Below are 22787 nucleotides of genomic sequence, written 5' to 3'. Positions count from 1 at the left end.
ATAAAAAAACGATCGCTTTTAGCTCGACCGTTTTTTATACCTTATTTTTTAGGCTGTTTGAATACTTTGGCACTGCGAATATACTCTACATCTTGTACATTTTCTCGCGCGTTAGCGATTCGAGCCGCAGCAAAGAAGTAATCGGATAAACGATTTAAATACTGAAGCACCGCCGCATTAATTTTATACTCACGCTGCACGCCAACAACAAGCCGTTCTGCGCGGCGTGTAATCGTCCGGCAAATGTGAAGCGTTGTCGCTGCAGGTGTGCCTCCAGGTAAAATAAAACGCTCAATGGCCGGCGCTTCTGACATATAGACATCAATGCGCTTTTCAAGTACTGATATCATGTCGTTTGTTACTTTGTACGGATGATCATCTTTTGCAAATGCTAAATCACTTCCACAGTCAAATAGCTCATGTTGAATCGTAATTAGCTCTTCTTTTACATCTTTTAATGTTGTTTCATCCAGCTGATAAATCGCTTGACCTACAAAGCCATTTAGCTCATCAATCGTACCGTATGCTTCCACTCGAATATCATCTTTATTTACTCGTCCTCCAATTAAGCTTGTCTGCCCTTTGTCCCCTGTTTTTGTGTAAATGTTCATTGTATTTCCTCCTTCAATCGATTAGCAATTCCGTACCAAATGTGATCTACTTTCCGGGCATGTGCCGCTAAATGCTGATACGCATACCCGCATTCATCTCTCCACTGCCGCTCTGTTGGATCTAAAGGAACAATCCCTTTGCCGACTTCAGTTCCAATCACTATTAACTTTTCCCATACACCGCTGTCTCTCCACTTCTGTATTAACTTTTTAACAACAAGGTGCGGAGACTCCAACTCGCTATGTATTAATTCCTTAACATAGTGCTCAAATCCTTCTAGCACTATGTAACTTTCTTCGAACTCAAGCACTGGTAAAACAGGGTCTTCATACAAATAATGCCATTTTACCGACTCACTGGCATAATGCTGCTTCACCCATTTTCTTTTGCCGGTAAATGCACCGCCGAATACGAAATGCATGCTCTTCTCTCCTTTGCCTGTTTGTATGTACACGCTACTGAAAAACCTTCTCCATAAGAAAAAGAAACATCCCAAAGCGACGCTGTCTGTTTAAAATGGGATGCAAGTAAACGCAGTGGGCCGCCATGCGACACAATAGCAATGTGACGCAATTGCTGACTGGCCGCCAAATCGACCGCTTCTTCCCACGCTGCCCAAACTCGGTTTGAAAAGTTTGAGAAGCTTTCACCATTCGGAGGCGTATGTTCTGTCCAGTGATCAATCCAATTTCTATACGCCCGTATGTTTTTTAAATCTTCATACGTCTTCTCTTCCCAATCTCCAAAATGCAGCTCACGCCAATTTTTATTTTTAACCACCTGAGATTTTGGAAAAACAACTGCACTTGTTTCTAGCGCCCTTTTTAAGTCACTGGAAATAACGAGCTGAGGTTCTAGAAAAAGCTCTTTCAATTCATTTTTCCCTTCTATACTTAAAGGCGGATCACTCCACCCTATATATTTTTTCTGTTGATTTTCAAGCGTCATGCCGTGACGAATACATGTGATAACCAAAGAATTATCCATAAAAATGTTTCTCCTCCTTCAATGGTTGCCCCTATAACATCTCCTGTTACGCCACCAAACTGCGAACGATAAAATCGTATCCAGAGCCATAAAAAACCGGCAAAGAAAAGAATAATGAATTTATTGTCCATAAAAATAACGAAAATAGCAACTAAGAATAGGCTCATGATGATAAATCCGTAAATAGACCGTTTGGTGACTCCTTGTTGAAAATAAGCAGCCAGACCCGTATCTTTAGCGGGCTTATCTCTCATCAACGAAAAGGCTGCTCCAATTCTTGGAAGGGTAAAGACAATTAAGCATGCCCAAATTGATAAAGAAGAAAGAGACACTAATTCATAGATCGCACTAAAACGCAGCAGCAGCAGAACCATAAGAGAAAGAATAGCAAAAGACCCAACGTGCGGATCACTTAAAATCTGCAGTTTTTTTCCCTTTGACTGATGAGAAAAATACGCATCGCTTACGTCCATCCAGCCGTCTAAATGAAGGCCACCCGTTAAAACAAGCGGTAAAAGCAAAACTAAAATACTATCAACAATCGTAGTGATAGGTGAAGATTGAAGCAGCTGTAAAAAGCTATAAAACATCAAGCCTAGTAACATACCAATCCAAGGCAGTACAAAAAGTGAGCGTGCCGTTCTTTTTTCAGTCCATTGAACAGTTTTAGCTAGTGGTAAGATCGTAAAAAACTGGAGAGAAATCCGTAGTATGGCTATCCATTCTTTCATATATCTACACATTCCTTTCCTTTTTTAAAACGATAGATTCCCGCTTCTACACAAATAGCCACATCTGCTTTTTCTACAATATACTGATGTAATTTCCCTAATATCTTCATATAGCTATATGTGGGCTCTTCTAATACGCCCGCTTCAAACAGTTCATTAGATACTAGCACAACCGTCTGAGACTGCGCAAACAGCTTATCGAGCGTTTCTGTCATATGACGAAAAACCGCTTGTTTCCCTTCTTTTGTTTGCCACCTTTTTTCTGTTAAAAAAAGCTCATTGGCAAGCCAGTTCGTGACACAATCCAAAAGTATAGCATCATCACTTTGAAGATTTGGCAGAATTTGTTGTAAATCTACAGACTGCTCGATCGTTACCCAAGGCGTGTTCGCTGCTTGGCGTTCTTTTTGATGAAGCTGGATGCGTTTTTGCATTTCCTTATCTGTTTGCCTGCTTGTGGCAATATAAACAGTGCGCTTTGTACAAAAAGTTTGAACCATGTTCTCCGCTGCACTTGATTTTCCGCTTCGAACGCCTCCGCTAATAAAGATGATCATATTTCATCAAGTCCTTGTTTGATTACGTTAAGTAAATAGTCATTTTCTTCTTTCGTTTTCACAGCCAAACGGATATAGCGTCCATTTAAAAATGGAAAGTTTTCAGTATGACGAGCTACCACGCCATGGCTTGCTAAATAGACAAGCCATTCGCGCGTTTTAATAGAAGACGGAACGCTGCAAAGATAATAGTTTGTTTGAGAAGGAGAAACCAAAAGCCCCCATTCCTTTAGTTCACTCAAGGTCCGTTCCCGTTCTTGTTTAATATAATGTACGGTTTCTTTTACAAAATCTTTTTCATCCACACATATCATGCCTATTTGCTGCGACAATCCATTTACACTCCAAGGAGGCTGCTTTTTAGCCATCTTGCTAATGATTTTTTCATTTGCCAAAATATAGCCAAGACGAACCCCGGCAATATTAAACATCTTTGTCATGGAACGCACAACAATGATATGCTCATAATCCAGAATAAGAGAATCAAATGAAGGCTGATGTTCGACAAAATCAATAAATGCCTCATCAATCATTAAGTATGTACCATGATGAGCAGCAGCTTTTACTACTTTCATCCATTCCTCATGACTATACATAACGCCCGTTGGATTATTTGGATGACAAATCCACAGTACTTTTATGTCCGGAAGAATACTCATAATCAACTCTATATCCCAGCTCCAGCCATTTTCTTCAGCTAAAGGAACGTATGTCACTTCACATCCATAAGCTTTACTTGCCTGTTCATATTCAACGAAAGTCGGCTGTACAATCCCTGCTTTCTCTCCTGAAAATAACGAAGCAATAAGGAAAAACGCTTCAGCGGCGCCATTTGTAGGCAGCACTTGAGCAGCTGAAACATGATGATGAGCTGCAAGTTTATTTTTCAGCTCCGTTACTTGAGGGTCAGGATAACTAAACGCTGCACCCTTGAATTCGTTCCACTTTTCGTGAAGCACAAGGGGAGCCCCTAAAGGATTTGTATTCACGCTAAAGTCTTTTATATGCGACAAATTCTCAGCCCCTATTGCTTTTAAAAAGACATTAGGATTAGCTCCATGTGTAGGTAATAGCACTAATAACTCCTCCTAACAAAAGATATAATAACCACGTAGCATAGACCGTCCTTTTCATAATGAAAACAGCTTGTTCAATATGACCGGCTTGCAGAGGAATGAGTGGTTCACCCATTTTTGCACGATTAGATTCTATGCCTTTATATGTATTAAGCCCGCCGAGTTGAATACCTAACAGAGCAGCCACTGCGCTTTCCCCGTATCCGCTATTTGGGCTGGGATGCTTCTTAGCATCACGCTTAATCAAACTCGTTACATGCCCAAGAGAATACTGGCTTTTTGCTACATTAACAGCCGTCATCACCACTGCAGTTAACCGACTTGGAATATAGTTTAATACGTCATCGGTTTTTGCACTAAAGTAGCCGAACAGAAAGTAGCGGTCATTTTTGTACCCAACCATCGAATCACATGTGTTAATAGCTCGGTAAAAAAAGGCTAGGGCTCCTCCTCCTATAAATGCATAAAAAAGCGGAGCTGTAATACCATCACTTGTATTTTCAGCCACGGTCTCTACCGTCGCTCTGGCAATTTCTCCTTCTGACAAACGATCTGTATCTCGTCCCACAATCATACTTACTTCATATCTAGCTTTCTCCATATCTCCTAGCTGAAGCGGCTTTTGTACCTTATAGGCAGCTTCGCTTAAAGAACGAGTGGATATAGTAGTCGCAATCATTACGCCCTCTACTAAAACACCTGCTATAAAATGAACTCCGTACAAAGCATGGAGGAACAAAAAGGGAACAACTCCTGCGAGCACAGCCATACTTATCACAAGAAGCAATCCTTTAAATCGTCTTCCTGCACCTTTATTTAATCTAGAATCTATCCAATAAATCCATTTGCCAAACCAGCGAACGGGATGCGGCCAATTTTCGGGATCGCCTATAATTCGGTCAATTAGTAAAGCAATCGTCATGGCCGTCATGTGTGCAATTATCGCTTGTGTAATACTCATTTCTTCACCTCTTTCCCTTAAGTCCCTGCTCTAAGCTTATTTTCACCAGCTTGGCTACCGCTTGCCCTAAAGCGGTCATAGAGCCTGCATATTCATATAATGGTCCTTGCTGAGACGCTGCAACTGAGATGCTGTCCGTAGATGTCCCCGTAGCAATCGTCTTTGTAGCCGGATCTATGACACCCAGCTGTGACAGCGTTTTTGTTTTAGCTTCTGTGGCCGCAATAAAAAGCTGTAAAAACGCTGCATCCGTAAGCGTACCTTCCACGAAAAAAAACATATTAATTGTACCGGGAGAAGAATAGAACGGGACAGCTTCGTCAGCTGTAATATCTACTGCGTTTCCTACTCCAGCCGTTATCACGGAAGCTACTCTTACTCCGTAGCCTTCATAACAGTAAATCGCTCTTTCTTTTAACCAAACGGCTGTCATTAACCCTACGATTTGCTCATGGCGCACATTTTCTTTCATCAAATATTGCTCATACTCCAAAGAAGGAGTATCTGAATAATAGTCTTTGTGAACAAATCGATTGTAAAAGGTGTCCGTTTCCGTAATGCCTGTTCCTAAAACCCCTGAGCTGTATGTTTTATAAGAAGTCTCGGTTTTCATGATTAAAAGCTCAGGCCGTTCTTCAATTTTAAGATGTGAAAAGGGACCAATCCCCTTTTCAATTCGAACTGGAATATGGTCCCTCTTCTTATTTATTGTACACCTCAGGGTATACTGCTTTTGCTAAGTCCTCTAAGCCATCTACAATACGAGGTCCTAAGCGGTTGATTTTGTTTTGATCAACCTTCTCGATGTTACCCTCTTTTACAGCAGTCATGCTGCTCCAAGCGGGACGCTTCATAATCTCATTTTTATCTGCATCATACGTTGCGATAATAACGTCAGGGTTTAACTTAACAACTTGCTCTTCAGAAAACTTAACCCAACCCTTTTCACTAGCCGCTACGTTATCAGCACCGATCATAGTAAGCATTTCGTTCATGAACGTACCTTTTCCTGTTGTATAAATCTCAGGAGCTCCTGATACCTCTATCCATACTTTTTTACGATCTTCTTTTGAAATCGTTTTTGCTTTTTTCTCAATTGAAGCTACTTTTTCTTTCATGTCTTTAATTGTTTGATTAGCTTCTTTTGTTTTACCTGTTAATTTACCGATTTGCGTAATAGAATCATAAACCGTGTCAAACGTTGTTGAATCTTTTACAACAAATACCGGAATACCCGCACTTTCAATTTGTTTAAATACTTCATCCGAAACGCCCATACTTGAAGCGTGTGCTAGCACTAAATCAGGATTTAAAGCAATAACTTTTTCCGCATTAACGTTCATATCTCCTACCTGCGCTTTTTTCTTTACGCTTTTAGGATAATCATCGTTGCTTGTAACACCGACTAATTCTTTTTCAAGGCCAAGGGCATATACAATTTCCGTATTACTTGGCATTAAGGAAACAATTTTCTTAGGCTGTTTTTTCAACGTAATTTCTTTATCACGCGCGTCTTTTACCTTCACTGGAAATGCAGCTTGTGACGTTTGTGCCGTATCTTGCTTCGTTTTTTTATCACTGTTGCTTTGGCTGCCTGCACCGCATGCAGCAAGTACGATGACTAACAGTGCAATAATGGAATACGAAAGCCATTTTTTCATCTAAATACTCCCCCTATATATTGTTCATTGTGAATACGAAACCTCCACGTTAAAGAAAAAGCAAATGATCATGCAAAAAGCAGCGCTATCCCGTTTTTCCGCTTTGACTATGTATACTGCTCGCCGGCAGCTTCAAAATAAAAAAGCTTTACTTTCAATTGAAAGCAAAGCAGGTAACGTCAAGATAAGCAGGAAAAGAATCCGTTCACTATACTTGATATGTATGTTCATTACCCTGCTTCACCCTTCCTCGAAGGTTTCACAGCTAACAATAAGGCAGGTCTCCTGACTTACGCACAAAGCGCTTACAGTGGCGGGACCGCGCTGGTTTTTCACCAGACTTCCCTTTTCACTCAATCTTTAAATTGAGACCTTATTGCTTTACGATTATTCACTTGTCCTAGTATACCCCACTCATGGAAAAATGGAAATAGCCATTCTCACAAAAAAAAGCTGCAAGAATGCTCTCGCAGCTTAAGGAATTAAAGAGTTGCTAAAAATTCACGGACCGCTTCAGGCGTTTTAGCATTTGCACTGTGCAAGTGTGCAATTTTTTCACCGTTTTTATATACAAGAAGAGAAGGAATACCCATTACATTGTTTTCAGCAGAAAGTTCTTCAAACTCATCCTTGTCAATTTTAAACCATGCTTTATCTGTATTTTCATCAACGATTTCATCAATGAACATATCCAAACGTTTGCAATCAGGACACCACGTTGTCGTAAAAATCCCAACGCTTAGTGTTTCGTTCTTAATTTGTTCGCGAAATTGTTTTTCTTCCGTAAATTGTTTCATTGTGTTACCTCCAGCATCTATTCGTTCCTTCTCACTATTCTATGGTAAGAAGTCTGACTTCATTATAAACGATTTTTTTATCGTTGTGCTAATGTTTCAGCTTATTTAGACCCTAACGGTTTTAGACGTAAAAAAATGCTAGCTTAAAAAAGCTAACATTTCGAAATCGCAGAATGTTGTGTCTATTATCAGCTAAACCATTTAGGCGGCATGTTTCGGTTCCAATAAATTTTCCCTAAATCATAATGCTTCTGAAAATTATCTGCAGCCGCATGATAGTGAAAATTAAACCAGTATCCATCTTTTGGAGGATTTTCACGCCGTACATGAAATCGTATTAAGTCCTGACCGGTTTCCCGGTCATATACATGGAAAATCTTTTCACCGTAGCCAGCAGCAGGATGCTCGCTTATCTCGAGATTCTGAATTGACTGTTCACGTTCAGTGCCAATGTCGGTCAGCACTTCTTCAATTTTAGGTAACACTGCTTGACGAAATTCATCTTCAATGACAGGTCCAATTTTTGTTCCGAATTTTTCCACTGACTGTTTTTCAGCTGATTCCATTGCATACGTAACAAATGATGAAACGTCTTCATATTTTGGTTCTTCATATGGCAAATGAATATCTTCTATAACAGCTGTGACAGGAGTTGTTTCTCTTACATACCCTGCTTTATGTTGCTTGTCCGCTTTTGCATCATCAACGTATAAATATTCTGGTGGAGTGACAAGCCCAAATGTAAATACTGTAATAAATACAACTAGCATTCTTTTTATCCATCTAGGCATTCGTATCTTTCCTTTCTCATCTTTTCCCATATGGTCTTTTCATATCGTAAAATTCATTGTCATAACTCACTAGGTATTGTAACATACTTATTAATTTTTTACCTATATTTGCTTATTCATTTATGCTGTCTACGGGCATTCGACGACTTTTTAGTTAGCACCTTCCTTCTTCTGTTTGAGGTTGTCACACCGAGCGGAAACCTATACAAGATATTCCTTTTTTGCTGGATGCTTAAACACAAAAGTATTTTTATGTTCAAAAATATATCATACTTTTATGAACTTTAGATGAAATTCACAAAAAAAACTTCCAAAACTTTTTAATTCCTAAAAGGTTTTGGAAGTCTTTTCAATGAGCGTGATTCTTTTTACTTTTTTGTTTATTTTTGTATATCAATTGTCCCGTAATGAAATTTTGATGTTTTTCGTTTTTGCACGGTAAATCCATGCTCTTCAAAACGACTGCTTTTCCAATGATCTTTTAGCACGACCTTTTGTTTGGCTACTCTTTTTGCTTCTTGTATAGCCATGGGCGTCAGCGTGGTATACAGTGCTATTGCTTTAATACCGTTAATTCCATTCGATTCCTCAATTTGCTCTTGAAACATAGGATCAAAGTAGACAACATCAAAAGAATTATCTTCACAACACGCCAAAAACGATTCAAAATTTTGATGAACCACGTTTATACGCTTCATTGCATCATTCAACTCTTGTACGTCACTTTCCCAATTTAAGAGTCCTTGTTTGACTAAATAAGCTACATAGCGGTTGCCTTCTAGTCCGACAACTTTTCCGCTTTTCCCTACCGCTGCGCTCGCCATCATACTATCCGATGCAAGACCAAGTGTACAGTCAAGCACGCTCATTCCTTTTTCCAAACTAGCAGCTTCAATAAACGGATCACGTTCTCCTCGCAGCCATCTCTTCACTCTAAACATAGCGGAATTTGGATGAAAAAAAATAGGCTCCTCTTCATTTTGGACATGCAATTCTACTCTATTCTTACCGACAACCAGCACGTCTGCAGCTTGAAGATTCTGAAGATCTGCAACGGATTTCTTCTCTCTTGTTACAAAAGGTATACTTAAATCAGTGGCTACTTGTTTGGCTTTTACAATCATCTGTTCATTTGTTCGACCAGCAGTCGTAACAATCACTTTCATAACTCCCCCTACACTCTTTGGCTATTTACATAAAGAAAAAGGATGTCTATAGACATCCTTTTTCTTATAAAGTATATGCGATTTTTCTCTAAAAATCTATATACTAGATGTGACAAAAGCAGGACATTTTATGAACAGTGCTGCTTAAAACCATTTAAAATGTTTTCAAAAATAACTTCTAACGGCTGACCTTCAATTTCGTGTCGAGGAATAAAATGAACGACTTCTTTTCCTTTTAAAAGCGCCATAGACGGTGATGAAGGCTCAATGTCCCCAAAATATTCACGCATTTTAGCTGTTGCTTCCTTATCTTGACCGGCAAAAACTGTTACCACTTGATTTGGTTTTTGCTCAGACTGTAAATACGCTTGTGTCGCTGCAGGACGTGCTAAACCAGCAGCACACCCACAAACTGAATTAACGACAACAAAAGTTGTTCCTTCAACATTTTCCATAAAATCAACTACTGCTTCTTCTGTTGTTAATTCTTCATAACCAGCTTGAGTTAATTCTTGACGCATTGGTTTAACTAACTGACGCATATATTCTTCATATGCCATTGACATATTAACATTCCTCCTAACAATCATTCACGCTAAAAGCATACTATAAAAACCAGGAAAAATCTAGCTACTCACTCTTCAAATCCTCATCGTTGTCCCGTTCTCCTTTTTCATTTGACAAAAAAAGATCAAAACCGGGTCATATCATCTAAGTTTTTTCCATAAAAATGTCGATTTTTACTATTAATATTCCATTTTTTGTACTATAGTAGTAAATAGTAGTTTAGTAGAAAGGATTTTCAAATTGAACCAGCGATTTAAACCGAACCAACGATTTAAGCCAAACAAACGATTTTATGCATTTCTGTCTTTAGTGTTAGTGATTGTCGCTTCTTTGTTTTTTATTACAGAAGCCAAAGGAAGTGAATCTGCTTCATCTCAGCAAGTCTTAGCATCTACTGCATTGCCGCTGAAAGAAGCTGCATCTTCAGCACAGCCTGAGAAGCTGCTTAATACACTTCACCATAATATGTATGTAGGAAATACGGTGAACGATCAAAATCAAGCTCTTACACAGCCTGTTTATCTTACGTTTGACGATGGTCCAACACCTGATACTCTTCATATTTTAGATGCTTTGCGTCAATATAACGTAAAAGCAACTTTCTTTATGTTAAAGCATCAAATTGACGCTCACCCTGAAATTGCTAAAAAAGTAGCACAAGAAGGTCATGCCATCGGCTGTCACGGCGTCTCCCATGATATTCATGTCATGTATAGTAAAGACGGCGCTGCGCTAAAAGAAATGCAGGAGTGTCAAGCAACAGTTAAGAAAGTAACCGGTGTTGACAGTAAGTTAATCCGCGTTCCTTACGGCAGCGTTCCTTATTTAAAAGAGCCACACCGTACAGAGTTGCTAAGCCACTTTAAATTATGGGACTGGAATGTAGACAGTGAAGACTGGGCACTTCGTTCTGCACCTAGAATTATTCAGGGCCTTGAACCTCATATTCAAGGGGTTAACTCCAATGGAAGAACACCCGTCATTTTATTTCATGACAAATCCTTTACTGCACAGTCTCTGCCGACTATTTTGACTTACTTAAAACAGTCCGGCTATCAGCCTATTAAAATTGATAACACCATGCAGCCTATGCAGTTTCCAACTGCTACTGCAAAGCAGTCATAAAAAAAGATCATTCAAGTGAATGATCTTTTTTATGCTTTTCTGCTTTCTGTCATTTGTTTCCAAACAGAACCTTTTGCTTCTTCTCCGCCTTCGATACGTTCGATCGCTAGCTTGATTTGTAAGTCTACCTCAAATTCTTTATCATTCTCTGCTGCTTTTAATGCAGGAAGAGCTGTCTCGTCCCCTACTTCGTATAAATACATAGCTGCACGCCAGCGCACAAGCTTGTTTTTATCACTAAGAGCTTCACACATTGCCGGAATACCTTCTTCAAAGCCTAAATCTGACATGCAGTCTCCAGCAGTACGGCGCACAGTGACTGATTTATCTTTTAATGCTTTGTATAAATAAGGTAGTACCGTTTTTGATTCAATCATTCCTAAATAGACGGTAGCTAAGCGGCGAATAGATGCTTTTTCATCATCAAGCGCTTTATTTAAAACGTCTAAATCAGCTTCTGTCGGATCCATTTGTTCTAAATGAGCATAGCGCACTGACCAATCTTTGTCTTCTAGCATCTCTTCTGTAACTTTATAGGTTTTACGCGGCTGTACAACTTTTCCGCCTTCTTTTTCTTCTTGTGCATTGGCTACAAGGCGAGTTAATCTTTCTTGAGGATATGCTGCTGCTAATTCTTCGACTACTTCGTCTCCGATAGCCGCTAACTCTCCGTAACGAACGCCTTGTTCTTTCCATTTCCGTTCTAACACTACATTATCTGAAAAGCTTTGAAGCTCTGCTACCGCTTTTGCGAATCGTTCGGGCAGGCCAAAACGCTTTTCTTCATTTCCGTCCGTTAATTTGACTTGCATCGGTACGTTTTTGAACATTTGAACGGACACATTGACTTCACCAAAATGCTCATTCATTTTGTGTTGTTCACTGTTACTTTGCAAATCTTCACCAAACGCTGCACGAACTTGCGGCAAAATTTGCTTCCAATCATATTTGGCATTTCGCTCTACTGCTAAGAAGTCCGCTACGTGGTAGACTCCTTTTACCCCTTCTACTTTTAAAATATCTTGAACAACTTCCGGGGCCGCTTCAGCATTCTTTTCCGTATAGTTATTGCTTTTTCCGCCTGATAACACTTCGTCTAAATTAATTTTCATTGTATTCGGACTTGGCGTTGGCTCAATTGATTTAATGTTCATGTCGTATCGTACTCCTCTCATTAAAATTGTAGCATGTGGCTTATACTCAGTCTAACGACTTGTTTACGCGTTTTCAATTTCTTCAATCAGCTCTGAAAGCTCTGCCCAGCGATCAAGCAGTGTACTTAATTCTTCATTTGCTTTTTCTTGTTCTAACGATAGGTTATGCGCTTTTGTATAATCACTGCCCACCTGTTCAATTTCACTTGTTAAGCGTTCAATTTCTTCTTCTTTTGCTGCAATATTACCTTCGATTTCTTCCCATTCTTTTTGTTCTTTATACGTTAAGCGACGCTTTTTCGTTTTCTCCGGCTGTTTTGGCTTTTCTTCTTTCACTTTAGCCTGCTGAACTATTGCCTGTTTCTTCTTCATCGCTTCTTCCAATTGATCCGTATAAGCGCCAAAATAAATCGAAATGTTTCCTTCTCCTTCAAAAACTAGTAAGTAATCTGCTACTTTATCCAAGAAATAGCGATCATGTGATACGGTGATAACGACACCTGGAAATTCTTCGAGGTAGTCTTCAAGCACCGTTAGCGTTTGAGTATCCAAATCATTAGTCGGCTCATCTAGAAGCAAAACATTTGGCGATGTCATTAATAATTTCAATAAGTATAAACGACGGCGCTCTCCTCCGGACAACTTTTGAATTGGTGTTCCGTGCGTATGTGAAGGAAATAGAAATCTCTCGAGCATTTGCGACGCAGAGATCATTTTCCCATCCGTCGTATGCACAACTTCTGCCGATTCTTTAATATAATCAAGCATGCGTTGATTTAAGTCCATATCGTCGCTTTCTTGGGTATAGTAAGCAACTTTAACCGTTTGTCCTCTGTCAATTTCACCGCTATCCGGCTCAATTCGCCCTGCAATCATATTCAAAAGTGTAGACTTTCCGCTTCCATTTTTTCCGACAATTCCAATCCGGTCTTGTTTTTTCACAATGTGCGTAAAGTCTGAAAGAATGATTTTATTTTCATACGTCTTAGACACATCTTTTAATTCAAACACTTTTTTCCCAAGGCGGCTGCCTGCTAAACTTAAATCCAGTGATTCTTTTTCAGAAGAATCGAGCTTCCCCTCTAATTCATCAAATCGTTGAATACGCGCTTTTTGCTTAGTCGTACGCGCTTTTGCTCCTCGGCGAATCCAAGCCAATTCATTGCGATATAAGTTGCTTAATTTTGCTTGAGTTGCCTTTTCCTGCTCTTCTCGAATCGCTTTTCCTTCTAGAAAAGCAGCATAGTTTCCTTTATAGCTATATAAATTCCCACCGTCTAACTCGAAAATTCGGTTTGTAACAGCATCCAAGAAATAGCGATCATGAGTAACAAGCAATACGGCTCCTTGATATTTGGATAAATATTCTTCGATCCATTTAACCGTCTCATAATCCAAGTGGTTAGTCGGCTCATCTAAAATTAATAAATCAGGTGTTTGAATTAGGCTTTGCGCAATTGACACGCGCTTTTTCTGTCCACCTGAAAGCTCACCGATTTTTGCACTCATATTTGAAATTCCCAGCTTCGTTAAGATCGACTGTGCGTTAGAATTAGCTTCCCACGCGTTCATCGCATCCATTTTCTGCTGTAAATCGTACAACGTTTGCTGGTTTTTCTCGTTTGCAGAATCTTGCTCTAACGCATACAGAGCTAGCTCATAGTTTTTTAGTAAGTTAAGAAGAGGCGTATCTCCGCTGAAAACTTGCTCCAAAACCGTTAAGTCCTCATCAAAATCAGGATGCTGAGGTAAATAGGTCACGCTGTAGTCTTTAGCATGAACAATATCTCCTTCGTCTCCGAGCTCTAGACCTGCGATAATTTTAAGAAGCGTCGATTTTCCTGTTCCGTTTACACCGATTAAGCCGATTCGCTCATTTTCCGTAATTGTAAATGTTAGCTGATGAAACAGCTCTTTTTCTCCATATGTTTTTGTTAAGTTTTCAACAGTCAGCATTTTCATAATGATAATTCCACTCTTTCTTAAATTGAACTAAAAATTCTTTCATATATGTATGTCGCTCTTGCGCTAGAGACCGTGCTGTTTGAGTATTCATTAACGCAGTGAGCTTTAATAACTTTTCATAAAAATGTGCAATAGCCGTTGATTTCCCGTGTCTGTATTCTTCTTCCGTCATCTCACTTCGTACAGCAATGTTTTCATCATACAAAGCCGTGCCTTTAGCACCTGCATACATAAACGTACGTGCGATACCAATTGCACCGATCGCATCTAAACGATCTGCATCTTGAACAATTTGACCCTCAAGCGTAGCCATAGCCGGACGGTTTCCGCCTTTAAATGACATCGTTTGTAAAATGTGAACGATATGCTTGCAGTTCTCTTCTTCTACCTGATGACTCTTCAGCCACTCCCACACTTCTTCGTACGCCTTTTCAACATCTTCCACTAGCTTATCATCTACAACATCGTGTAAAAGTGCAGCTAGTTCGATAACTTCCCGATTGCCGCCTTCTTTTTTATATAAAAGCACTGCATTTCGACGCACGCGATCGATATGCTGCCAGTCATGACCCGTCGTGTCGTTCGCAAGCTTTGCTTGAACCCACTTTTCCGTTTCCGCTATTTTATTCATTTGCTCACCTCAATTATATCCACCATTATTTTAGCACAAAGTAAGGCGCTCGTCTCACTGACAGCTAAGCACCCTCTGAAAATCCTTGCTGAAAAATAAAAAACAGATGGAAATCCACCTGCTTTTACAGCAATTCTTTTATATCTTTTTGAATATCTTTTGGTGCAGTTTGAGGTGCGTATCGCTTCACGACTTCACCTTGACGATTCACTAAAAACTTTGTAAAATTCCATTTTATCCCTTTGGAACCTAGCAGGCCCGGTGCTTGTTCTGCTAAGTATGTAAATAACGGGTGTGCGTGCTCCCCTTTTACATCTACTTTTGCAAACATCGGAAACGAAACGCCATAGTTTAACTCACAAAATTGTTCAATATCATTTGAACTTCCTGGCTCTTGACCACCGAACTGATTGCAAGGAAAACCTAAAACCGTTAGGCCATTTTCTTTTTCTTCTTCGTACAGCGCCTGCAAATCTTTATATTGAGGGGTGAAGCCGCATTTGCTAGCTGTATTCACAATCAACAGCACGTCACCTTGATAGTTAGATAGCGATACGTCTTCGTCTTTAATTGTTTTTGCAGAGTATTCATACACGCTCATCAAAACGCCTCCTTTTTCCTATTGTAATTCACTTCATTTCTGAAGTACAACTGAAACGCTCTTATGATTTGTCGTAAAGAACCTTTAGCTGATCAGTCGTTTGCAGCATATAATCAATCATCTCGATTAAATCTCCTACTTGATCTTCGTAAATAAATCGGTTAAAGGTTACCGCAATATTGTTTTCATATTCGCTTCCTCCAACTTCATGAGTAATACGCTGCTTCACAACTCTTGTTGTTCCCCAGATCCTCTCACACATTTCCTGTATATTTCGAAACTCAGCTTCTTCAAACGGTTTTTGTTTTTTTAGCTGAAAATGAATATAAACTGTACACCCTGGTTTTTCTACACGGGAAGGCGTTAATTCCGCATGAATGTTGTCTAAGTCGGTTGATAAAGTTAGGGACGCGGTACAGCAAAAATGCGGTTGAAAAGAAATGCGGTACGTTCGAGTAAATTGAGCTAAGTCTACAAAATCTTCGCGATTCGTAACAGATACTTGCCCAGATAAGTCAAGATCATAGATCTCTCCTTCTACAACCACTTTTAAATTATCAAATACAATTGGATCAAACATTTCAACTACTTCCTTTTTTATAAAATGCGAACAGTCAGCTCTTCTTCTTTCTTGCCAAATTAATTCATAAAATACCTGTTATTTTATATTGCAAGAATGAGATTGAGACACTACTAAGTCCACCCAATCTACATCTAGAAGCCACTACACCCATGAAACTTATTTTTACCATAACTATGAAAAAATCCGAACGAGTTTGATTCTTCATCAAGAATCTTGCTTCATCGTTCGGATTTTCCTTCAACTAAAATACTCTTACCCTAGCCTCTTCTCTTAAAAAATCCCTAGTGCATGTCCATTCTCGTCAATATCCATATTGAGCGCAGCAGGTTTTTTTGGAAGTCCAGGCATTGTCATAATTGAACCTGTTAGCGCAACGAGAAAGCCAGCTCCGAGCGAAGGACGGAATTCCCTCACCGTAATCTTAAAATCAGTTGGTCGCCCAAGCTTCGTCTGATCATCACTTAACGAATACTGTGTTTTGGCCATACAGATTGGCAGGTGATCCCATCCGTTTGCTTCAAATTGCTGTATTTGCTTTAACGCTTTTGGAGCAAAATCTACGCCTTGTGCTCCGTAGACGGTTTTAGCAATAGCTTCTACTTTTTCTTGAATCGAAGCTGACACATCGTAAAGAGGCGAAAACTGACTTTCTATCTCGTTCATGACTTCAAGAATTTTTTCAGCAAGCATGACGCCGCCTTCTCCACCTTTTTCCCATACTTCTGTTAAAGCAACGGGAACATTCTTTGAAGCACACCAATTCATAAGCGCTTCTACTTCATCTTTTGAATCTGTTACAAAGCGGTTCACGGCTACAACATAAGGAACGCCGAATGCCTGAATCGTTTCAATATGTTTTTCAAGATTTTCAATTCCCGCTTCTAAAGCCTCAATGTTTTCTTCATTTAAACGCTCTTTAGGAACGCCTCCATGCATTTTCAGAGCGCGAATTGTCGCAACGATTACTACCGTTTCTGGTTTAATATCTGCCATACGAGCTTTAATATTTAGGAATTTTTCTGCGCCTAAATCTGCCCCAAATCCCGCTTCCGTTACTACATAGTCGCCTAGTTTTGCAGCCATTTTTGTTGCAATGACGCTATTGCAGCCGTGGGCAATATTAGCAAAAGGACCTCCGTGAATGAGGGCTGGAGTATGTTCCAACGTCTGTACAAGGTTTGGTTTAATCGCATCTTTTAAAAGAAGAGTAAGCGCTCCTTGTGCACCTAAGTCTGCAACCGTTACAGGCTCATTGTCTATGTTATAAGCTACCACAATAGACGCTAAGCGACGCTTCAAGTCTTGTAAATCTGACGCTAAGCAGAAAATAGCCATAATTTCTGATGCAACCGTAATATCAAATCCATCTTCTCGAGGAACACCTTGCATCGGACCACCTAACCCAACGACAACCTGACGCAGCGCGCGGTCGTTTAAATCCACCACTCGTTTCCACGTGATTTTACGTGTATCAATACGCAATTCATTGCCTTGATGTATATGGTTATCTAAAATAGCTGCCAGCGCATTGTTAGCTGTTGTGATGGCATGCAGGTCTCCGGTAAAGTGCAAGTTAATATCCTCCATTGGAAGCACTTGAGCATAACCGCCTCCAGCGGCACCTCCTTTAATTCCCATTACCGGACCAAGAGATGGTTCACGCATGGCTACAATCGCTTTTTTACCTAATCTATGTAATGCCTGAGCTAAGCCAACCGTCACTGTCGACTTCCCTTCTCCTGCTGGAGTTGGATTAATAGCTGTAACTAAAATCACTTTTCCATCTTGTTTTGTGTGTAAACGTTCCATAACGGACAAAGAAAGCTTTGCTTTATAATGTCCGTACGGCTCTAACTCGCCCTCTAAAATATCTAGCTGCTCGGCAATCTCTTTAATCGGTTTAATCGTTGCCTCTTGTGCAATTTGCAAATCACTTTTTATTTGCTTCTTAGTTGTCATATAATAACCCCTTTTCTGCTGAGAATTCTTTTTAAACACTTCATCAAAAAAGGATAAAATCCGTTTTTTGGGGGAGATATGAAGTTTACTAAATACAGGAACGACTGCGCTATAAATTTTAATGAGTTTCAGTCACGCTAAAAAAGCATAGCAACACTCCAGTTTAACCTTATTGTACCATTTCATTTTAGCCATTACGCATATTAATGCTCTTTTTTTTCAAAATTCAATTGCTTAATATTCTGTATATTCCTATAATAGTATATTGTACATAAATGTTGAACCTCATTTTCACGTGAGAAAGAACATTTATACGCGTCATTACTTCGAAATCGAATAGGAGGAATTTTATTGCCTATTAATATTCCACGTGATCTTCCGGCAAAAGAAATTTTAGAAAAAGAGAGAATTTTCATTATGGACGACGTGCGCGCGGTTAACCAAGAAATTCGCCCGCTTAATATTGTTATCCTAAACTTAATGCCGGAAAAAGAAAAAGCTGAAACGCAATTATTACGTTTACTCGGGAACTCACCGCTGCAAGTGCATATTACACTTCTTTACACGGCAAGCCATAAAGCAAAAACAACGAGTAAAAATCACCTAGATCAGTTTTATAAAACGTTTGAACAAATTAAAGAACGAAAATATGACGGAATGATTATTACAGGAGCACCTGTAGAACATATACCATTTGAAGAAGTAAACTACTGGAAAGAACTTCAAGAAATTATGGATTGGTGTAAAACAAATGTGACTTCTACCCTTCATATCTGTTGGGGAGCTCAAGCCGGGCTTTATCATCACTTCGGCATTGACAAGCGACCTCTTTCTGATAAATGCACGGGTGTATTTACACATGTTGTATCGAGTGAAGAACCAATTAAGCTGCTGCGAGGATTTGATGATGTCTTTTATTCTCCTCATTCCCGTCACACTGATGTAGACATGAATGAAGTACAAAATCATCCTGGCCTTGAGCTTCTTTCCTATTCTGAAGAAGCAGGCGTGTATATGGCGATGTCTAAAGACGAAAAGTTTGTTTTCGTTACAGGGCACCCAGAGTACGACGTTCAAACACTGCAGGAAGAATTTCTTCGAGATACAGAAAAAGGACTAGAGCCAAAGCTTCCGGAACACTATTTCCCAAACAATGATCCCGACAAAAAACCTTTAAAAACTTGGCGCTCTCATGCCAACCTATTGTTTATGAATTGGTTGAACTATTATGTTTACCAAGAGACTCCTTATCTGTGGGAATGAAAGAACCGATCTGTCCCGGTGTTCAATTAAATTACGCATGCTCTTTTTTATGTTAAAACTGCAGCAGCTGAGAAACAAACTAAAAAACCTGCTACTCCAAACAAGTAGCAGGTTTTTTATTACTCACTTTTCTTTTTTTCTCAATTAAAGCTTTCTTTCAGAAGTTTCGCATCAACAACACTTACCTTAGAACCCAAAGTTTTTACCCTCCTATTCACTCTCCCTTTTCATCTCCATTTAGGCCGGTTTCACCCATTTCCTTCTTTTGTTCTTCTATCATTGTGTCCAGCCACTCAGGCGGCTTACCGTCTTGATTTTCATTGTACACTTCTGATATATCTTTTTCTTCCAAAGAGGATAAGATGTCATGAATGTCATTTTGATTGCCTAAAATATTGCCAAATCCTTGACTCACTTTTTTATGACTTCTGAAGTTTGTCGGAAAGTTATTGCCAAAATTCACAGCTGAAGCATCTTCAATTGTGCCAATGTGGATGTCACCTATGCTAAAAGTTGACTCTAGAGCTTGATCAGACTCCCTCATTTCTTCCGTATGGATTAGCGTATAAGGGACACTTCTTTCATTAATTTTAACTGATATTTCAGAAGGACCCTTTTCTTTATTATTCTGACTACCCGATTTTCGATTGACATCAGATTCATTTGTTGTTTTTTTACCTTTCTTTCCCGGCACTTGATATTGATTCGTTTGCGAAGGAAAAGTATTGCCAATATTCAACGTTCCACTAAGTTCCTTTACATCAATATGCTCTAAATAATAAGACAGTTCGTCCAAGTTTAGTGTTTGAACGTTCTCTATATCTAAATGAAAAGAATGAACCGTTTTTTTTGAAAGTTCATTCATGTTTTTTTCTAAATCTGTAAGCCTTTTTTCAATGTTTTGGAGTATATTCAGCACCTTTTCATCCATAGAGTTTGACCCCTTATTTGATTTAACACCTTTAGCCCATCTACAACATATAATAGTGTATTAGATGACTTCTATTAATGTCTCATATGTATCGGGAGGAATTATGAAAATACATCTTCGTTCTCCTCAGATCGTTTTTGATGATCTCACCGTAAATGCGGTTAAAAACAATGCAGGAGTTTTTATAGGGAAAAATGTTCAGCAAAATTGGGAAACTACGATCATCAGCAGTAATTCAGGTTTCGGCACAATTTCCGGAGATGATAACCAACTATCCTATAACACACACCTTGTTCTTGGTGAAGATGATGTAAATGATTCTTTTGAGCAGGCTGAAAAGGAAGCTTGACTCTACGCTTTTAGTCATCATTCTTTTTAGAAATTTTCGTCACGGTGGTATTATTTAAAATTTTATTAGAATCACCAACTATTTTTCCGAAACCGTCAGAAATTTGACTTTTATGATTCCATTTATATTGAATATTAACGCCGTAAAATAGGCCTGAACTGTTTTGGATTTTATTTACTTTAATCGATTGATAGTGAATATTAGTCATAGACAACCCCTCACAGATAGAAGTTTGCTTCGTCTGATTCAATATAAAACTGAAAATACATTATCTTATGTTTACATTCTTATCTGTTTGCCTCAAATTGAACGTCTCTTTAATCATGTGAGCTTTTACGTCTTTTCTATGATACTTACTCCGTTTACGATAAAAGTATTCCTGTCATTACCTTTTAGTCTATGTTAATAGCTACGATTACACCCTAAAATAAGCTAGCAAAAAACCATCTGTATAAAAGATGGTTTAAATCTCTTACTAATATATTTTCGCCGATCCATCTATATTTTCAGAAAAATAGGAATCAACGACGTCATTATCGTTAATGATATTTACAATTTGAGAGGCAAAGTTATTATAGCCGATTATTTCACCAAACCCCGTATTACTTTTCCAATTTACTTGCCAATCTGATTGAGTATTTTCCCCCGTGAAAATACCAGAATTAGTAGAAATATACGTAACATTAAGATTAGTAAATTTTATAATCAACTTTTTCAACTTCTTTCATCTTCTTTTTCCCTAGAATTGAGAAACTGGCTGAGGATTAATATTTTCCGGCTGAGTAATTGGAGTGTCGCAAACATCTTGATCATTAATGATATTCGTACTGCCCAATATAGCTGAATTTACAGAGAATCCGTTTCCTAAGTTAAATTTACCTTGGGAATTCCAATCTGGCTGGCTATTTTGACCCGAAGCAATTACTGAATTGGAAACCATACTTACCACATTTATTTGGTTGAAAATGACGGAAACAGGCATTAGTCAATTCCTCCGTTTTCTAAAATTTTAATGTAGTATATGCTTCCTTCTAAAGTATGGTTCAACCGATTTTCTGCAATCAAAAATGTTAGCTAGGTCTTACAGTTATTCATTATATCTATTCTTCTTATAGATCGTTGTGCACTGCTCCTAATCAGCAAGCCTGAAGGGAGGAATTTATTGATTATCCTTAACAAAGAAACTTATTTAGTCATCTTTGTGCACAGCTATGTTTTTCTTTTTATTTTGCATTTAGAACATAGTTTTATCAAATAAATAAAGAGATTAAGACATAACGAAATCGATCTACAAATAAACAAACGAGATAAATGGTCTAATATGGATCGCTTGTTTCACCCCTGTTGATTTCGGTGCAAGACGTCGCTTTCCGCGGGCGGGCGATGAGCCTCCTCGCCGCTTATGCTCCTTCAGGGTCTCACCTCTTCCGCTTTTCCCGCAGAAGTCTTTACCTTACCCTCCAATCAACAGCTAGAAGCACCTACATACAGCCTACGTTCACCCTACCAATAAAAAAATCCGAACGCGTTTGATTCTTGATGGAGAATCAAACACGTTCGGATTTTCTTGTCCCAGCTTTTTTTAAAGTTCTTTAATGTATTCAATGACCGAATCTGGAAATTCGTTTCGAATTCCGCAATTCCCACAATAAAATCCGCTATATTCGTCTGTCGCAACGTACTGTCTTAGAAGAAACAATGTTAACCTGTTTGGGAGACCGCATTCTGTGCAAAACGCCAGGTATTTGCTGCGCTGTCTGTTTGCTGACATACGTTTCATCCTTTCGATTAACTATAGAAAGCGTTTTCTTATTTATATGGAGCTTTCTTGTTAGTTTATGACAGCAATTACGGTCTACCTCCAATTATTGTCGCGACGAGAAGGGCGGAATAAACGCAGAATTAAATTAATTATAAGCACAATAGCTAAAATGTTAATTAACAACCCAAAAATCCCGCCCAGTGCACCCATATGACCAAGCAAACCCCCAAATAACATCCCTGCCAGGCCGCCATAAAGCAGTCCACGGGCGAATCCTCCTCGTTTTGAACGGGTAAATCCTCGATTTACAGTTCCATTTCTGCGGTTTGAAAAATTAGACCTCGGCTCATTTTGTCTAATGCTTGGCTGTCTATTAAAGGACCGCTTCCCCGAACGGTACGACCTTGCACTTACGTTATAGTCATCATGATAGGAAATATATTCAGCTAAGGGAGATAAACTTAGCGAAAAAATCAATGCTACGGCAATCATTATTTTTTTCATCTGCTTTTTCCTTTCTTCACCTAATAGTAACTGTTTATTATAGTACGCTGTTTC

27 protein-coding genes and 1 riboswitch are annotated in these 22787 nt (G+C 39.0%); of the genes, 3 read left to right on the top strand and 24 right to left on the bottom strand.

The window, feature by feature from the left end; all coding sequences use genetic code 11:
* Positions 1–41: 41 nt before the first annotated feature.
* The 13 genes from BG04_RS21275 to BG04_RS21215 all read right to left on the bottom strand — a co-directional run bounded on the left by BG04_RS21275 (position 42) and on the right by BG04_RS21215 (position 9905).
* Positions 42–611, bottom strand: a complete 570-nt coding sequence (locus BG04_RS21275) for a cob(I)yrinic acid a,c-diamide adenosyltransferase (protein ID WP_013056705.1) — start codon at positions 609–611, stop codon at positions 42–44.
* Positions 608–1033, bottom strand: a complete 426-nt coding sequence (locus tag BG04_RS21270) for a bifunctional adenosylcobinamide kinase/adenosylcobinamide-phosphate guanylyltransferase (protein WP_034652720.1) — start codon at positions 1031–1033, stop codon at positions 608–610. The genes BG04_RS21275 and BG04_RS21270 overlap by 4 nt, the downstream gene beginning before the upstream one ends.
* Positions 985–1599, bottom strand: a complete 615-nt coding sequence (locus BG04_RS21265) for a histidine phosphatase family protein (RefSeq protein WP_016763837.1) — start codon at positions 1597–1599, stop codon at positions 985–987. Before BG04_RS21265 ends, BG04_RS21270 begins: the two co-directional genes overlap by 49 nt.
* Complete coding sequence (gene cobS, locus BG04_RS21260) at positions 1557–2330, bottom strand: adenosylcobinamide-GDP ribazoletransferase (RefSeq protein WP_034652724.1); 774 nt, start codon at positions 2328–2330, stop codon at positions 1557–1559. Before cobS ends, BG04_RS21265 begins: the two co-directional genes overlap by 43 nt.
* On the bottom strand, positions 2327–2887 hold the full coding sequence (locus BG04_RS21255; RefSeq protein WP_034652726.1) for a bifunctional adenosylcobinamide kinase/adenosylcobinamide-phosphate guanylyltransferase: 561 nt from the start codon (positions 2885–2887) through the stop codon (positions 2327–2329). The genes cobS and BG04_RS21255 overlap by 4 nt, the downstream gene beginning before the upstream one ends.
* Entirely contained in the window at positions 2884–3963 is a 1080-nt protein-coding gene (gene cobD, locus BG04_RS21250) for a threonine-phosphate decarboxylase CobD (protein WP_034652729.1), read from the bottom strand. Before cobD ends, BG04_RS21255 begins: the two co-directional genes overlap by 4 nt.
* Positions 3938–4924 (bottom strand): adenosylcobinamide-phosphate synthase CbiB, encoded by a 987-nt coding sequence (gene cbiB / locus BG04_RS21245; protein WP_016763833.1) that lies wholly within the window; start codon positions 4922–4924, stop codon positions 3938–3940. Before cbiB ends, cobD begins: the two co-directional genes overlap by 26 nt.
* Positions 4925–4928: 4 nt before the next feature.
* Positions 4929–5537, bottom strand: coding sequence for an adenosylcobinamide amidohydrolase (locus BG04_RS21240; RefSeq protein ID WP_016763832.1), 609 nt, complete (start codon positions 5535–5537; stop codon positions 4929–4931).
* Between the two features lie 88 nt (positions 5538–5625).
* Entirely contained in the window at positions 5626–6585 is a 960-nt protein-coding gene (locus BG04_RS21235) for an ABC transporter substrate-binding protein (RefSeq protein WP_014460464.1), read from the bottom strand.
* A 258-nt stretch (positions 6586–6843) separates the two neighbouring features.
* Positions 6844–6976: riboswitch (cobalamin riboswitch) on the bottom strand.
* A gap of 91 nt (positions 6977–7067) precedes the next feature.
* Positions 7068–7382, bottom strand: a complete 315-nt coding sequence (locus tag BG04_RS21230) for a thioredoxin family protein (RefSeq protein ID WP_013056696.1) — start codon at positions 7380–7382, stop codon at positions 7068–7070.
* 188 nt (positions 7383–7570) lie between these two features.
* Positions 7571–8173 (bottom strand): YpjP family protein, encoded by a 603-nt coding sequence (locus tag BG04_RS21225; protein WP_025752035.1) that lies wholly within the window; start codon positions 8171–8173, stop codon positions 7571–7573.
* A 380-nt stretch (positions 8174–8553) separates the two neighbouring features.
* Complete coding sequence (locus tag BG04_RS21220) at positions 8554–9339, bottom strand: class I SAM-dependent methyltransferase (protein ID WP_034652735.1); 786 nt, start codon at positions 9337–9339, stop codon at positions 8554–8556.
* A gap of 128 nt (positions 9340–9467) precedes the next feature.
* Complete coding sequence (locus tag BG04_RS21215; protein ID WP_014460467.1) at positions 9468–9905, bottom strand: BrxA/BrxB family bacilliredoxin; 438 nt, start codon at positions 9903–9905, stop codon at positions 9468–9470.
* Between the two features lie 241 nt (positions 9906–10146).
* On the opposite strand from BG04_RS21215, the gene BG04_RS21210 reads away from it, so the two are divergent.
* Positions 10147–11031 (top strand): polysaccharide deacetylase family protein, encoded by an 885-nt coding sequence (locus BG04_RS21210; protein ID WP_034652737.1) that lies wholly within the window; start codon positions 10147–10149, stop codon positions 11029–11031.
* Between the two features lie 29 nt (positions 11032–11060).
* Here BG04_RS21210 and BG04_RS21205 read toward each other — a convergent pair whose 3' ends face one another.
* The 6 genes from BG04_RS21205 to BG04_RS21180 form a co-directional block, all read right to left on the bottom strand.
* Positions 11061–12185, bottom strand: a complete 1125-nt coding sequence (locus BG04_RS21205) for a conserved virulence factor C family protein (RefSeq protein ID WP_034652739.1) — start codon at positions 12183–12185, stop codon at positions 11061–11063.
* Positions 12186–12248: 63 nt separating this feature from the next.
* Positions 12249–14147, bottom strand: a complete 1899-nt coding sequence (locus tag BG04_RS21200; protein ID WP_034652740.1) for an ABC-F family ATP-binding cassette domain-containing protein — start codon at positions 14145–14147, stop codon at positions 12249–12251.
* Complete coding sequence (locus tag BG04_RS21195; protein WP_034652742.1) at positions 14128–14781, bottom strand: HD domain-containing protein; 654 nt, start codon at positions 14779–14781, stop codon at positions 14128–14130. Before BG04_RS21195 ends, BG04_RS21200 begins: the two co-directional genes overlap by 20 nt.
* A 124-nt stretch (positions 14782–14905) precedes the next feature.
* A complete protein-coding gene (locus tag BG04_RS21190; protein WP_013082834.1) occupies positions 14906–15382 on the bottom strand; it encodes a glutathione peroxidase in 477 nt (158 codons plus the stop codon).
* 61 nt (positions 15383–15443) lie between these two features.
* Positions 15444–15962 (bottom strand): hypothetical protein, encoded by a 519-nt coding sequence (locus tag BG04_RS21185; RefSeq protein WP_013082833.1) that lies wholly within the window; start codon positions 15960–15962, stop codon positions 15444–15446.
* Between the two features lie 273 nt (positions 15963–16235).
* Complete coding sequence (locus BG04_RS21180) at positions 16236–17924, bottom strand: formate--tetrahydrofolate ligase (protein WP_034652745.1); 1689 nt, start codon at positions 17922–17924, stop codon at positions 16236–16238.
* A 351-nt stretch (positions 17925–18275) separates the two neighbouring features.
* Here BG04_RS21180 and metA point away from each other — a divergent pair, with 351 nt between their 5' ends.
* Positions 18276–19187: a homoserine O-acetyltransferase MetA gene (gene metA, locus BG04_RS21175; RefSeq protein ID WP_016763824.1), complete on the top strand. Its 912-nt coding sequence runs from the start codon at positions 18276–18278 to the stop codon at positions 19185–19187.
* Positions 19188–19401: 214 nt separating this feature from the next.
* Here the strand turns inward: metA and BG04_RS21170 are convergent, their stop codons facing one another.
* A complete protein-coding gene (locus BG04_RS21170; RefSeq protein ID WP_034652747.1) occupies positions 19402–20118 on the bottom strand; it encodes a hypothetical protein in 717 nt (238 codons plus the stop codon).
* Between the two features lie 103 nt (positions 20119–20221).
* Here BG04_RS21170 and BG04_RS21165 point away from each other — a divergent pair, with 103 nt between their 5' ends.
* Positions 20222–20467 carry a hypothetical protein gene (locus tag BG04_RS21165; RefSeq protein WP_034652750.1) on the top strand — a complete coding sequence of 82 codons (246 nt, stop codon included), beginning with the start codon at positions 20222–20224 and terminating at the stop codon, positions 20465–20467.
* Between the two features lie 10 nt (positions 20468–20477).
* Here BG04_RS21165 and BG04_RS21160 read toward each other — a convergent pair whose 3' ends face one another.
* From BG04_RS21160 to BG04_RS21145, 4 genes are all read right to left on the bottom strand, one after another.
* Complete coding sequence (locus BG04_RS21160) at positions 20478–20675, bottom strand: hypothetical protein (protein WP_034652753.1); 198 nt, start codon at positions 20673–20675, stop codon at positions 20478–20480.
* A 531-nt stretch (positions 20676–21206) separates the two neighbouring features.
* On the bottom strand, positions 21207–21449 hold the full coding sequence (locus BG04_RS21150; protein ID WP_016763819.1) for a hypothetical protein: 243 nt from the start codon (positions 21447–21449) through the stop codon (positions 21207–21209).
* Positions 21450–22049: 600 nt separating this feature from the next.
* Positions 22050–22238 (bottom strand): hypothetical protein, encoded by a 189-nt coding sequence (locus BG04_RS29960; protein ID WP_014460480.1) that lies wholly within the window; start codon positions 22236–22238, stop codon positions 22050–22052.
* An 84-nt stretch (positions 22239–22322) separates the two neighbouring features.
* Positions 22323–22733, bottom strand: a complete 411-nt coding sequence (locus BG04_RS21145) for a hypothetical protein (protein ID WP_016763817.1) — start codon at positions 22731–22733, stop codon at positions 22323–22325.
* Positions 22734–22787: the final 54 nt, after the last annotated feature.

Source organism: Priestia megaterium NBRC 15308 = ATCC 14581 (assembly GCF_000832985.1).
GTDB lineage: Bacteria > Bacillota > Bacilli > Bacillales > Bacillaceae_H > Priestia > Priestia megaterium.
Note: the sequence above shows the minus strand (reverse complement) of the source record. Positions and strands in the feature narration are given on the sequence as shown.